Genomic DNA, 13,418 nt, shown 5'->3' with positions numbered 1-13,418 from the left:
ATCCGCCACCGGATGGGCGAGTGCCACGAGCGCGGTGGCGCGGTTACCATGCGCCTTCCAACAAAAAGGATGTGGTCACATGGCGGTGAGAACGCTCAGCGAATTCCTTTCCAGCACGCGCGAGAAAGATCTCAGCGCCGACGCGTTCGAGCTGGAAAGCCCGCATCTGCTGGAAGTCCGCGTGGACGGGCTGGTCTGGGCCAAGGCCGGGTCGATGGTCGCCCGCAAGGGGGCGGTGAAGTTCACCCGCCAGGGCCTGCTGGAGCAGGGCCTGGGCACGCTGCTGAAGAAGATGGTCAGTGGCGAGGGCCTGCAGCTGATGAAGATCGAAGGGCAGGGGCGCGCCTACCTGGCCGATGCCGGCAAGCAGGTGACCCTGCTGCGGCTGGCGGGCGAGTCGATCTTCGTCAACGGCAACGACGTGCTGGCGTTCGAAAACGGGATCGAATCGAAGATCACCATGATGCGCCGGGTCGCCGGCATGCTGTCCGGCGGCCTGTTCAACATGCGCCTGAGCGGACACGGGATCGTGGCCATCACCTCCCACTACGAGCCGCTGACGCTGCCGGTGACCGCGCAGGGCGGGCCGGTGTTCACCGATCCGAACGCGACGGTGGCGTGGTCGGGTTCGCTGACCCCGGAGGTGGTGACCGACATGACCCTCGGCACGCTGGTCGGTCGCGGCTCGGGCGAAACCCTGCAGCTGCGGTTCGCCGGCGAAGGGTGGGTGGTGGTGCAGCCGTACGAGGAAGTCACCTTCCAGGCCAAGGGCTGAGCTTCAACGCGCCTACAAAAAAGCCCGGCGTGCGCCGGGCTCCTTCGTTGCATCGCGTCAAGCGAAAACTCAGGCCAGGCCGGCCTGCTTCATCACTTCGGCGGCGTAGTCTTCCACCACCTTCTCGATGCCTTCGCCAACAGCCAGGCGCTTGAAGCCGATCACGTCAGCGCCGGCGGCCTTGACCACCTGCTCGACGGACTGGTCGGTGTTCAGCACGTACGGCTGGCCGTACAGGGTGACTTCGTTGACGATCTTGGCGATCTTGCCGCTGATGATCTTTTCCAGGATGTCGGCCGGCTTGGACTTGTCCTTTTCGGACATCTTGGCCAGTTCGATTTCCTTTTCCTTGGCAACGAACTCGGCCGGCACGTCGGCGGCCTTGTTGTGCGGCGGGTTCATTGCAGCCACGTGCATGGCCAGGCCACGCGCCAGTTCGGCGTTGCCGCCGGCCAGCTCGACCAGAACGCCGATGCGGCCGCCGTGCACGTAGGCAGCGACGTTGTTCGACGATTCCAGGCGCACGATGCGGCGCACGTCGACCTTTTCGCCCACCTTGGCAATGACCGCAGCGCGCGATTCTTCGACGGTTTCGCCCGACGGCAGCTTGGCGGCCTTCAGTGCGTCGATGTCGGCAGCGCCCGAGCTCAGCGCAACGTCGGCAACGGCCTTGGAGAAGTCCAGGAAGTTGCTGTCCTTGGCGACGAAGTCGGTTTCGGAGTTGATTTCGACCAGCACGGCCTTGTTGCCGTCCTGTGCGGCCACGATGATGCCTTCGGCAGCAATGCGGTCAGCCTTCTTGTCGGCCTTGGCCAGGCCCGACTTGCGCAGCCATTCCGCCGAAGCGTCGATGTCGCCGCCGTTTTCAGTAAGTGCCTTCTTGCACTCCATCATGCCGGCGCCAGTGCGCTCGCGCAGTTCCTTGACCAGGGAAGCAGTGATTTCCACGGGAATTCCTCACGAAAGAAAGGGGTTGGGCCGGCATGGTGGCCGGCCCATGTGACACGGTCCTGTCATCGCGCCAGCGGCAGCGGACAGGAGCGGTGGGCGCCAGGCACCCACCGCGGGCCTGGATCAGGCCTGGGCTTCGCCCTTGTCGGCAGCAGCCTTCTTGGCCGGAGCGCGGCGGGCCGGCTTGGCTTCGTCGGCAGCAGCGGCGTCGGCGAAGTCTTCTTCACGGACGGTGGCAGCGTGCGGCGCGGCAGCCTTGCCTTCCAGCACGGCGTCGGCAGCGGCGCGGGCGTACAGCTGCACCGCACGGATGGCGTCGTCGTTGCCCGGGATCGCGTAATCGACCAGTTCCGGGTTGTAGTTGGTGTCGACCACCGCGATCACCGGGATGCCGAGCTTCTTGGCTTCCTTGATGGCGATGTCTTCGTGGCCGATGTCGATCACGAAGATCGCGTCCGGCAGGCGGTTCATGTCCTTGATGCCGCCCAGCGAGGCTTCCAGCTTGTCGCGCTCACGACGCAGGCCCAGCACTTCGTGCTTGACCAGCTTGTCGAAGGTGCCGTCGGTTTCGCCGGCTTCCAGTTCCTTCAGGCGGGCAACCGACTGCTTCACGGTACGGAAGTTGGTCAGGGTGCCGCCCAGCCAACGCTGGTTCATGAACGGCATGCCGCAACGCTCGGCTTCTTCGCGGATCGACTCGCGCGCGCTGCGCTTGGTGCCCAGGAACAGGATGGTGCCGCGCTTCTGCGCGATGCTGGAAATGAAGTTCATCGCGTCATTGAAGAGCGGAACGGTCTTTTCCAGGTTGATGATGTGGATCTTGCCGCGGGCGCCGAAAATGTACTGGCCCATCTTCGGGTTCCAGTAACGGGTCTGGTGGCCGAAGTGGACGCCGGCTTCCAGCATCTGACGCATGGTGACCTGGGGCATTGCAATACTCCTGATAGGGAACCGGCCGCCACGGATGATTGAGGGCGGTCCGCCGCAAGGCGGGAGGTTCCGGGGTTTGGCTTCCCTGTCGCTTCCGTGTCCGAACTCCTTGCGGAGCACCCCGGCACGGATGAGGGCGGCAGGTGTGTATTCACCGGTGACGTCCGGTGTTGACGGGTCCTGGCACGCGGGGCGCACAGGAATCCAATCGATTATAGCCCGGCGGGCGCCCGGGTTGCAATTGAAGGGGACGACGGCTCCAGACGGCGGGCGGGCTGGTCGCCGATTCGGGCCTGGAAATGCCCGTCGCGGTAGGCCGCTGCCGGACCGGGCAGCACCCAGTGCCGGGTCTGGCCCGCGAGCACGTAGCCGGCAAGGTCGGGCAGGAGCGGCCGGGACTGCCCATTGGCGGCCATGAAGGCCAGGTCGGCAAGGCGGGCGTGCCGACCGCCGCCATTATGAAGCGCCAGCACCGCCGGATCGCTGTCTTCCAGCAGCTGCACGGTCAGCGCCGGGCCCCGCGGGGCGTCGGCGCCGGCCACGAAGACCGGCAGCGACAGCTGCACCGGCGGGCTGTCCGCACCCGCGCGCAGCACCAGCCGGTAGCCCTGTTCGGTGGCCGGGGCAGGGCTGGTCCGCACCACCCGAAGCCGCTGGCGGGCATGCGCAGGCAGGTGCAGTTCGGCCGGGCTCACCACCAGGGCCGTGGTTGGCCGCAACCGTTCGTCATGGACGGTCTGGGCCCAGGCGAACAGGCGTGCCTGGCCGGTCCACGGCAGCGCGCTGTCGTTGTACAGCCACAGCTCGCCATCGGTCTGCCCCGGAGCGAGTTCGACCCGCAGCGGCGACACCTCCAGCGCCTGCGCCAGGCCAGCTGGCAGCAGTGCCGCCAGCAGCAGCCACAGGCGACCGGCGCCGGCCATCAGAACGTGAGGGTCTGCCATGCGCGCGGCGCCTGTCCGCCGTCCGCAGGGGGCGTCAGGGCCTGCACCTGCGGCGGGGGGGCGAGCGGCGCGTCGCTGCGCTGGTGCACCGTGGTGCAGGCTGCCGTTCCGGCGGTGGCTGGCATGCGGCAGGCGTCCACCAGTCGCAGGTGGATGCGAACCGACGTCGCCTGGACGGTCGGCGTGCCGGTGGGCGCCGGCTGGGCCTGCGCTGCCGACAGTGCGGCCAGCATCAACAGGGCGAGGGGGACGACACCATGGCGACGGGGATTCATGCCCAGCCTTATCGGCCCGCCGCCGCCGCACTTGATGCCCTCAGTAGGTGATGGTCACCTTGACCTGGTCGCTGTAGCTGCCCGCCGCCACCGCGCCGCTGGTCGGTGGGGCGCGGCCGTACACGGTCAGCGTCTGTGCCGCGCCTGTGCCGGTGCCAGACACCCGATCGACATTCACCGTGCTGCCCCAGCGCTGGGTGCGGCTGCTGTCCTGGTACAGCTCATACGGAATGAACCAGGCCGGGTCGGTATCGTGGCGCATGCGGCGGACCGTCCCACTGGCATACAGGCCATTGTCCAGCGCGATGGTGTACGCGGTGCGGTTGAGGCAGGTCAGCCCGATGGTCGAGGTGCGGTCGATGTTGGCGGTGACCGCACCGGCATTGCTGCCGAAGTCCATGTCGGTGGTGACATAGGCACTGCACTGGGGCAGCACGTTGGCGGTGACCGTGAACGGAAAGGCGCCGGTCGCCACCTTGTGCCCGGTGACCCCGGCCACGCTGGAGCAGGCCGGTGGCGCGGTCGCGGTGCCGAGCAGCACCTCGTTGAAGGCGTATTCCAGGCGCACATCGCCGCCACTGAAGGCGCTGCTGTAGGCGCCGGCCGACAGGATCTGCCCGGCCGGGATGCGCCCGTAGATGGTCACCGACACCGCGCCGCTGCCGCCCGTGAGCAACGGCACGTTGTAGTTGAGGTCCACCACCCGCGGGGCCGGCGTGGTGCCCGGGGTCAGGCCCCAGATCGTGCTGTAGGCGGAGCTGGTGAACAGCTGGTAGCTGATCGGGTCGCCGCTGGCGCTGGTCATCTGCCGCAGCGGCGACACCGTGGTGCCGGTGGTGCCCGCGCCGATGCCCAGGCAGGCGCGCACCGACGCGGTGGCCAGCAGGCTCAGCGCGGCGGTCGAGCAGGTGATGGTGAAGGTGGTGGTGGTGAACACCGGTGCCGCGGCCGCATTGGCGACATTGCCGAACGCGGCGGTCACCGGGGTGGTCGTGGTGCAGGTGGTGTCAGCCCGCGCGGTGTCGGTCGCCAGCAGGGCGCCCAGCGCCAGCAGCACGCCCAGCAGCAGGCGGCCGCTCATGGTGCGGGGTCCGGCTGGCAGCGCAGCGGGCCCAGCCGCAGCGACGTGCCGGGGGCGCCATCGCCGAGCGGCACGCTGACCGTGCAGCGGCCGTCGTCGGTATCCACCTGCAGCAGGGCCCGGCCCGGCAGGTCGTCGAGGTAGACTTCGCCGCCATAGCCGACGGTGGCGCTGCGCTGGTCGGGCAGGCGCACCTGGCTTCCCGCCGCCAGCGACTGGTCCTGCGCGTCGTGCAGGACCAGGGTGATCGCGCGGGTCCGGCGCAGCCCGAAGTCCACGCCCAGCCCGGCGCTCTGTCGCGGCGTGACCTGGGTGTCCACGCGATCGGCACGCAGATCGGCGGGCAGGTCCAGGGTGTCGATCGAGATGCGATTGCGTTGCCAGGACAGCAGCGGCGTCACCAGCAGCAGGCCGTTCTCGTCGGTCACCCCGATCGGGCGGTTTTCCAGCCGCACCGGCACCCCGCCGAACCCGCCCGTGGACACCACCGCGAACGCATCGGGTACCTCGCGTGCGGCAAACACATGTCCGCCCATCCAGACCAGGCTGCCGCTGGCATTGGCGTAGGCGAAGCTGGCTTCGCCCTGGCGCGCGGCGCCCAGCGCGTAGCGGCCCACCCGGTTCAACCAGCCCACTTCGGCCAGCCCGCCGGTACCGTCGTCGCCGTGGCGCGCCTGCGCGCGCCAACCGACGCCGCCTTCGCTGCCGTCGCCGGGCACCGGCTTGGACACGTCCACGGTGTACAGCATGCGCTCGCCGTTGCGCTGTGCGGCCACGCTGCTCTGGCGGTTCTGGCCCAGGCTGGCGGTGATCGACACGTACACGCTGCGGTCGGCGCTGGCGTCCAGGTTCTGGTTGAACGAGGCGTAGGCCGACCAGCGCTCGGAAAACGTGCGGTTCCAGAACACGCTGGCATAGCGGCGATCATCGCCATCGGGATAGGACAGCCGCAGGTAGCTGGCGCTCAGCGCCCCGAGCCGGCCCAGGCTGGTGCCGGCGGTGACCTGGTCGGTCACGTCCGGCGGCCGCGCGCCCTGCAGGCTGCCCAGGTCCTGGTATCGGCCATGGGTGCGCAGGGTGGAGGCATTGATATTGAATACCCGGTTGTTCCAGCTGTACCCCAGCGCCCATTGGCCGCCATCGCTGCCGTCGCGGCGGCTGCGCGCGTAGGAGGCATTGAGCACGCCGGCCAGCCCCAGCTGCCACCAGCCACCGGCCCCGGCGCTGGCCACGCCGCCACCGCCCTCGGCATGCAGCTCGGCAGTGAAGCGGTTGTTTACCCCGCGCCGCCAGGTCGCGCTGCCCACCGTCGCGCTGTCGTAGGCAAACGAGCGGATGCCGTAGTCGCGACGCATCCGGCCCACGCCTGCCGACCAGTCCGACAGGCCTTCCGCCAGCAGCTGCTGGGTGCCATAGAAGGAGAAATCCAGGGTCTGCATGCGCCCGTAGGCGTCGGTGATGACCACCTGGGCGTTGCCGGTGCCGCTGATCCCCGGTTGCGCGCCCAGCTGGAACGGGCCTGCCGGTACCTCGCCGTTGTACTGGCGCAGTCCATCCACGTACAGCTCCACCGTGGACGGCACCACTGCCTCGCCCAGGAAGCTTGGGGTCGGGGTGAGCACGCGGTAGGGCTGCAGCCCGTAGTTGCGTCCGACCTGGATGCCGCCCATCCGCACCGGCCGGCTCCAGTCGACGAAGCCGCTGTAGAAGTCGCCGACGGTCAGGGTCACCGCGCTGTCGGGGAAGTCCAGCTGCCAGGCACTGTCGAGCCGCACGCTTTCACCACGCCAGTCGCGCCCGTCGTCCTGGTAGGTGCGCAGCAGCTGGGTGCTGCGCAGGATGCCGCGCCCCAGCCCGAAGATCCGCCACTCGGTGGTCAGCGCCAGGTTGCCGGCGTCTTCGTTGTGGCTGGCGTAGACGTCGTAGTTGACCAGCGCGCCGGGCGAGGCGCTGGCGGTGGGCGGGGTGGGCAGCGCCTGGCCCAGTTCGGTGGTGGGCAGCGTCAACTGCTCGAGCGGAACCTCCAGCGAAAGGGTCTGCAGGCCGGCGTCGTAGCGCACCACCACGCCGCTGATCTGCGCCAGCGGTACCGGCGCATCGCCGCGTGCGCCGAATCCCAGCTGGCGCAGCACCGCCGGATCGGCGCGTAGCTGCCCGCCGATCTGGGTGAACGGCAGCAGCCCGCGTGGGCTCCCGTTGAGGGTCACGTCCAGGTACAGGGTCTGCGGTGCAGTGAGCGGCGTCGGCGCCGGCAGCATGACGTCGTCCGCGGCCGACGCGCCGATCTCCGCAGCGCCGTCCAGCGGGCCGTCGGCGGCGCGGGCCACGCTGCCCGGCATTCCAGACGAGACCGCGCCGGCAGCCAGGGCGACGCGCATGCAGGCCTCAGCGAGCCGGCGGCGTCGAAGACAGTGGCGTGGCTTGCGAGGCGCCATTGATCTTTGCCGAAAGGGTCGCGCCGGCGAGGCGGCTGGCGGAGATGTCCAAGGGCCAGCGCATGGTCTGGCCGCCCAGGACATAGCCGACCAGCCCGGGCTGGAAGATCTGCGGTCGCTCCAGCGGGCCCACGGCCAGATCGGCCAGCTGGGCATACCCGGTGCCCCGGTTGTGCACCTCCAGCACGGGCGCGCCCTCAGGCGGGGTCACTACCGTCACCTGCAGGTCCGGCGCTGCCGGATCGCCTTCCGGCTGCACGAACACCGGCAACGAGTAGCGCAGCACGAACTGCATGCCCTGGCGACCCGGGTCCAGTCTGGGCACTTCATCGACGATCACCCGGTAGGCCAGCTGCCCCGCCGGCGCGTGCGGGTTCGCCCGCACCACCCGGATCAGCTGCTGCTGGCCGGCGGCCAGCGCCTGCATCGGCGGGCTGACCACCAGCTCGGTGGTGGGTTCGAGTGCATCACGCCCCTCGGCCTGGGTCCAGCGGAAGACCCGCGCCTGCACGTCCACCGGCGCGGAGCCGCTGTTGCTGATCCACAAGGCCTCGGCGTTCTGGCGTGCGGTGAGCTGGAGGGAGGTGGGGGCCACCTGCAGGCTGGCTGCCCATGCCCCCGGCAGCGTGAGCGCACCGAGCAGGACCCCGCCGCACAGCTTCGCCGCGGCGCGCATGGCGCACCCCCGCAGTCGCTGGAACATGGCGGGCCTCAGTAGGTGATGGTGGCGGTGACTGTGTCCTGGTAATTACCCGTCGCAGCGTTGTTCACGCTGGGATTGGCGACCTGGCCGTAGATCGGATACGCCTGCGCCAGGCCGGTGCCGACGCCGGCCACGGTGTTGGTTCCCGCCGTGGCCCCCCAGACGGTGGTGCGGGTGGCGTTGGAATACAGCTGGTAGCCAACGAAATTGTTGGTGGTCACCGTGGTATCGGTATTGCGCATGCGACGGGTGGTGACGTCGTTGGCGGTGGCGGCATTGGAGCCGGCATTGAGTGCGATGGTGTACGGCGTGAGCGCCGAGCACTGCGCGGTCACCGAGCCCTGCGCGTTGATCGGCGTGGTGGCGGTAGACAGGGCCGAGCCGAAATCGACATCGGTCGCTGCGGCCGCGGTGATCGTGCAGGCCTTGGTGATGATCAGGCGCACGTTGAAGGTGGTGGTGTCGGCAGCGAGGGCGGGCGAGGCCAGGGTGGCCAGGCCGAGGCCGAACAGCAGGGGGCGCGGGGCGCGGAGGAATCGCATGGTCTTCTCCTTGGACGGGGGTCCTGGATGAACGGATCGATGCCGGCGTACTGCAGGGGGAGGGCGCCAGGGGCGGCGCTGGGTCCCTTATAAAAGCAGGCTTGTGGGTGATATGTGACGGAAATTGGCCAGTTATCACAGTTTTTACGTTGCAGTGCCGGGGTGCGGGGGCCGCGCGAGGCCGCAGACCCCAACCTGCGCTGTCAGCGTTCTGCCGGCTGCGGTTCAGAATGGGCCCGGATCGGCGATAATGGCCGGCATGAGCGTGAATCTGAAAACCCCCGAGGAAATCGAACTGATGCGTGTCGCCGGCCGCCTGGCCAGCGAAGTGCTCGACATCGTCACCCCGCATGTGAAGCCGGGCGTGACCACCGAAGCGCTGGACCGCATCTGCCACGACCACATCATCAACGTGCAGAAGGCCATCCCGGCCAATGTCGGCTATCGGGGCTTCCCGAAGACGGTGTGCACGTCGGTCAACAATGTGATCTGCCACGGCATCCCGAGCGAAGGCAAGGTCCTCAAGGACGGCGACATCGTCAATATCGACGTCACCGTGATCAAGGACGGCTGGCACGGCGACACCAGCCGCATGTACTACGTCGGCACCCCGTCGGTGATGGCGCGGCGGCTGGTGGAGGCGACCTATGAAGCCATGTGGCGTGGCATCCGCGCGGTCAAGCCGGGCGCGACGCTGGGCGACATCGGCCACGCGATCCAGGAGTACGCTGAATCCGAGCGTTTCAGCGTGGTGCGCGAGTACTGCGGCCACGGCATCGGCAAGGTCTACCACGACGAGCCGCAGGTCGTGCATTACGGGCGCCCGGGCCAGGGCCTGGTCCTGCAGCCGGGCATGACCTTCACCATCGAGCCGATGATCAACGAGGGCACCCGCTACAACAAGGTGCTGCCGGATGGCTGGACCGTGGTCACCAAGGACCGCAAGCTCTCGGCGCAGTGGGAGCACATGGTCGCGGTTACCGAGACCGGCGTGGACGTGCTGACCCTCTCGCCCGGCGAATCGCAGGTCTGAGCATGCTGCCGGCGAGCCCGACCCTGGACGCGCCGGCCGACGCCGTCGCCGACCCCGAGTGGGCGGCGGAGGCCCGCCAGACCCTGCAGCAGGCCGATGCCCGCCTGTATCGACGCTTCGACCAGGGCGACAACATCGAGCGCCTGCTCGCGCTGCGCGCGCGGGCGGCCGACCACCTGATCCGCCTGGCCTGGCAGCGCTGCGTGCCGGCCGACGCCGGCCTGGCGCTGTTTGCGGTCGGTGGCTATGGACGGGGCGAGCTGTTCCCGCGCTCGGACATCGACCTGCTGGTATTCGGACCGGAGGCTGCCCAGCGCACCCATGAGGCGGCGCTTGCGCGGCTGTTCGCGCTGCTGTGGGATTGCGGGCTGCCGGTCAGCCATGCGGTGCGCTCGGCGCAGGCCTGTGTGCAGGCAAGCGCCGACCAGACCGTGCTGACCGCCCTGATCGAATCGCGCCCGCTGGTGGCCGACGAGGCCGCACGGCAGGGAGTGAAGCAGGCCGTGAACACCGACGGCCTGTGGCCGCCCCGCGCCTTCTTCCTGGCCAAGCGCGACGAGCTGCTGGCCCGCCATCAGCGGTTTGGCGATACCGCCGACAACCTCGAACCGGACATCAAGGATGGTCCGGGCGGCCTGCGCGACCTCAATACGCTGGGCTGGATGGCGCTGCGCGCGTTCGGCGTGCGCGAACTGGAAGCGCTGGTCGGGCTGGGTCATCTGGGCCCGGACGAAGCCGCGGCGTTGCGCCGCGAGCGTTGTGCGCTGGCACGGCTGCGTTTTGGCCTGCACCTGGTCGCCAACCGTCCGGAAGAGCGCCTGCGCTTCGATTACCAGAAGACCCTGGCCGCCCGCCTCGGCTTCGAGGACGACGTGGAGAGCCTTGCGGTCGAGAAGATGATGCAGGGCTTCTACCGCAGCGCCTCCGTGGTGCGCCGGATCAGCGACCGCCTGCTGCAGCGCTTCGAGGAACAGTTCGACGGCGAGGCCGTGCCCGAACCGGTCAGCGTGGGTTTCTCGCTGCGCCGTGGTTATCTCGCCGCCAACGATCCGCAGTGGCCGAACGGCGACATCGAACAGGTCTTCGCGCTGTTCTCCAGCTGGGCCTACAACCCGGAGGTACGCGGCCTGCATTCGCTCACGGCGCGGGCGCTGGCCGAGGCGCTGGCCGATCTGCCGGCCTACACCGAGGCGGGAACGGCCGCGCGCGACCAGTTCCTGGCCTTGCTGCGCAGCCCGCGCGCGGTCGACACGCTGGCGCGGATGGCCAGGCTCGGCGTGCTGGGCCAGTGGATTCCGGCCTTCGCCCAGGTATCGGGGCGCATGCAGTTCGACCTGTTCCATGTCTACACCGTCGATCAGCACACGCTGATGGTGCTGCGGAACATCGGCCTGTTCTCCAGCAGCCGCGCCGACGAACGTTTCTCGATCGCCCACGAAGTGTGGCCGCGCCTGCGCAAGCCGGAACTGCTGCTGCTGGCCGGCCTGTTCCATGACATCGCCAAGGGCCGGGGGGGCGACCATTCCGAACTCGGCGCGGTCGACGCCCGCGCGTTCTGCCAGGCGCTTGCGCTGAGCAGTTCGGACACCGAGCTGGTGGCCTGGCTGGTGGAACAGCACCTGCGCATGTCGGTCACCGCGCAGAAGCAGGATATCTCCGACCCGGACGTGATCCACCGCTTCGCGACCCTGGTCGCCAGCCGCGACCGCCTTGATTACCTGTACCTGCTGACCTGCGCCGACATCGCCGGGACCAGTCCGAAGTTGTGGAACGCGTGGAAGGACCGCCTGCTGGCCGACCTGTACTTCGCCGCGCGCCGCGCGCTGCGTGACGGCCTGGAAAACCAGATGCCCGCCGCCGAACGCGTGCTCGAAGCGCGCGAGTCGGTGCGCGCGCTGGTGCGCGAGCGCGGCTACGACGATGCGACCATCGACCGCCAGTTCACGGTGATGCCGGACGAGAGCTTCATCCGCCTGCGCCCGGAGCAGCTGGCCTGGCAGGCGGCGGCGCTGGTGCCGATCAAGCAGGGCCAGACCCTGGTCAAGGTGCGCCGGATCACCGCTGACGACGATGCGCTGGAAGTATTCGTGCATTCCCCTGACCGCGACGGCCTGTTTGCCGCCATCGTGATGACGTTGGACCGCAAGGGCTACGGCATCCATCGCGCACGCGTGCTCGACGGCCCGGTGGACACCATTTTCGATACCTTCGAAGTGACCCCGGCCGACAGCTTCGCCGACGGCGATGCGCCCCGCCTGGAAGCGGCCCTGCGCGACGCGCTGGCCGGCGACCTGGCGCGGCTGCGTCCGTCGCGGCGGGTGGTGCCGCGCCAGCTGCGGCATTTCCGCTTCGCCCCGCGCATCGAATTCCGCGACGCCAACGACAACGACACCGGCGGCACCCGCTTCAGCCTGGTCGCTCCCGACCGCCCCGGGTTGCTGGCCGACGTCGCCTTCGTCCTGCGCAACCAGGGCCTGCGCGTGCATGACGCGCGTATCGCCACCTTCGGCGAGCGCGCCGAAGACATGTTCGTGATCAGCGATGAACACGACCGCCCCCTGACCGAAACCGCCAGGCAGCAGCTGCACGACGCCATGCTGGCCTGCCTGGACCCTGATCGAAAAGCCGGAGACCCCCCCTGATGGCCACCAAGCCTGCCAAGAAGACCGCCGCCAAGAGCGCAGCGGCCAAGAAGACTGCTGCCGCCGCCCCGGCGGTGAAGAAGACTGCTGCGAAAAAGGCAGCGCCGGCGACGAAGAAGGCCCCGGTGAAGAAGAGTGCGGCCAGCAGCGCGGCGGACACCGCCGCCAAGCGCGCCGAGACCATTGCCCGCAAGTCGCTGCGCAAGCCGGCCACGCCGGGCGTGGAAGAGCTCAAGTTCGGCATCGAGAGCGCCTTCGAGCGCCGCGCCACGCTGACCCTGCATGAGATCGAAGGCTCGACCAAGCCGCTGGTCGGCCGCGTCATCGATGGGCTGGAAACCGGTGAATTCCGCGTGGCCGAGCCGGACGGCCATGGCGGCTGGAAGGTCAACGAATGGTTGAAGAAGGCGGTGCTGCTGTACTTCCGCGTGAACGACATGGCGGTGGTCGACGCGCGCCCGGCGCCGTTCTGGGACAAGGTGGAATCGCGTTTCGCCGGCTTCGACGAAGCGAAGTTCCGCCGCGCCGGGGTGCGCGTGGTGCCCGGCGCGATCGCGCGCCGTGGCAGCTACTTCGGCAAGGACGTGGTGCTGATGCCCAGCTTCACCAACATCGGCGCCTACGTCGGCGAAGGCACCATGGTCGATACCTGGGCCACGGTGGGCTCGTGCGCGCAGATCGGCAAGCATTGCCACCTGTCCGGCGGCGCCGGCATCGGCGGCGTGCTGGAACCGCTGCAGGCCAGCCCGACCATCATCGAAGACCATTGCTTCATCGGTGCACGTTCGGAAGTGGTGGAAGGCTTCGTGGTCGGCCACCACAGCGTGATCGGCATGGGCGTGTTCCTGGGCCAGAGCACCCGCGTGTACAACCGCGCCACCGGTGAGATCAGCTACGGTTCGGTGCCGCCGTACAGCGTGGTGGTATCCGGGCAGCTGCCGTCCAAGGACGGCTCGCATTCCCTGTACTGCGCGGTCATCGTCAAGCAGGTCGACGCCAGGACCCGCAGCAAGACCAGCGTCAACGACCTGCTGCGCGGCCTGGCCGACTGACCGGCTGACGCAATCGGGGCATCGCCAGATGCCCCGATGACGCTTTCGCCGCGCG

12 protein-coding genes are annotated in these 13,418 nt (G+C 68.9%); 4 read left to right on the top strand and 8 right to left on the bottom strand.

The window, feature by feature from the left end; translation table 11 throughout:
• The first annotated feature begins 79 nt into the window (after nucleotides 1-79).
• Nucleotides 80-775, top strand: coding sequence for an AIM24 family protein (locus tag ACIGII_RS09490; RefSeq protein ID WP_399637050.1), 696 nt, complete (start codon nucleotides 80-82; stop codon nucleotides 773-775).
• Between the two features lie 69 nt (nucleotides 776-844).
• Here the strand turns inward: ACIGII_RS09490 and tsf are convergent, their stop codons facing one another.
• From tsf to ACIGII_RS09450, 8 genes are all read right to left on the bottom strand, one after another.
• On the bottom strand, nucleotides 845-1,723 hold the full coding sequence (tsf, locus tag ACIGII_RS09485) for a translation elongation factor Ts (RefSeq protein ID WP_399637047.1): 879 nt from the start codon (nucleotides 1,721-1,723) through the stop codon (nucleotides 845-847).
• Between the two features lie 126 nt (nucleotides 1,724-1,849).
• Nucleotides 1,850-2,656, bottom strand: a complete 807-nt coding sequence (gene rpsB / locus ACIGII_RS09480; protein WP_145478141.1) for a 30S ribosomal protein S2 — start codon at nucleotides 2,654-2,656, stop codon at nucleotides 1,850-1,852.
• Nucleotides 2,657-2,868: 212 nt separating this feature from the next.
• Nucleotides 2,869-3,600 (bottom strand): molecular chaperone, encoded by a 732-nt coding sequence (locus ACIGII_RS09475; protein ID WP_399637045.1) that lies wholly within the window; start codon nucleotides 3,598-3,600, stop codon nucleotides 2,869-2,871.
• On the bottom strand, nucleotides 3,579-3,875 hold the full coding sequence (locus tag ACIGII_RS09470) for a hypothetical protein (RefSeq protein ID WP_399637043.1): 297 nt from the start codon (nucleotides 3,873-3,875) through the stop codon (nucleotides 3,579-3,581). The genes ACIGII_RS09475 and ACIGII_RS09470 overlap by 22 nt, the downstream gene beginning before the upstream one ends.
• A 40-nt stretch (nucleotides 3,876-3,915) precedes the next feature.
• Nucleotides 3,916-4,956: a spore coat U domain-containing protein gene (locus ACIGII_RS09465; RefSeq protein WP_399637040.1), complete on the bottom strand. Its 1,041-nt coding sequence runs from the start codon at nucleotides 4,954-4,956 to the stop codon at nucleotides 3,916-3,918.
• Nucleotides 4,953-7,334 (bottom strand): fimbria/pilus outer membrane usher protein, encoded by a 2,382-nt coding sequence (locus tag ACIGII_RS09460; protein ID WP_399637038.1) that lies wholly within the window; start codon nucleotides 7,332-7,334, stop codon nucleotides 4,953-4,955. Before ACIGII_RS09460 ends, ACIGII_RS09465 begins: the two co-directional genes overlap by 4 nt.
• 7 nt (nucleotides 7,335-7,341) lie before the next feature.
• Nucleotides 7,342-8,094, bottom strand: a complete 753-nt coding sequence (locus ACIGII_RS09455; protein ID WP_399637035.1) for a molecular chaperone — start codon at nucleotides 8,092-8,094, stop codon at nucleotides 7,342-7,344.
• Nucleotides 8,095-8,102: 8 nt separating this feature from the next.
• Complete coding sequence (locus ACIGII_RS09450) at nucleotides 8,103-8,636, bottom strand: spore coat U domain-containing protein (RefSeq protein ID WP_399637034.1); 534 nt, start codon at nucleotides 8,634-8,636, stop codon at nucleotides 8,103-8,105.
• Nucleotides 8,637-8,895: 259 nt separating this feature from the next.
• On the opposite strand from ACIGII_RS09450, the gene map reads away from it, so the two are divergent.
• From map to dapD, 3 genes are read left to right on the top strand one after another with little or no spacing between them, the layout of a single operon-like run.
• Nucleotides 8,896-9,669 carry a type I methionyl aminopeptidase gene (gene map / locus ACIGII_RS09445; RefSeq protein WP_399637033.1) on the top strand — a complete coding sequence of 258 codons (774 nt, stop codon included), beginning with the start codon at nucleotides 8,896-8,898 and terminating at the stop codon, nucleotides 9,667-9,669.
• A gap of 2 nt (nucleotides 9,670-9,671) precedes the next feature.
• Nucleotides 9,672-12,311 (top strand): [protein-PII] uridylyltransferase, encoded by a 2,640-nt coding sequence (locus tag ACIGII_RS09440; protein WP_399637031.1) that lies wholly within the window; start codon nucleotides 9,672-9,674, stop codon nucleotides 12,309-12,311.
• Nucleotides 12,311-13,363 carry a 2,3,4,5-tetrahydropyridine-2,6-dicarboxylate N-succinyltransferase gene (dapD, locus tag ACIGII_RS09435; protein WP_399637029.1) on the top strand — a complete coding sequence of 351 codons (1,053 nt, stop codon included), beginning with the start codon at nucleotides 12,311-12,313 and terminating at the stop codon, nucleotides 13,361-13,363. Before ACIGII_RS09440 ends, dapD begins: the two co-directional genes overlap by 1 nt.
• Nucleotides 13,364-13,418: the final 55 nt, after the last annotated feature.

The sequence above is a fragment of the Stenotrophomonas sp. NPDC077420 genome (assembly GCF_044543385.1).
Lineage (GTDB): Bacteria > Pseudomonadota > Gammaproteobacteria > Xanthomonadales > Xanthomonadaceae > Stenotrophomonas.
This window is presented reverse-complemented; position numbering and strand designations above follow the sequence as displayed.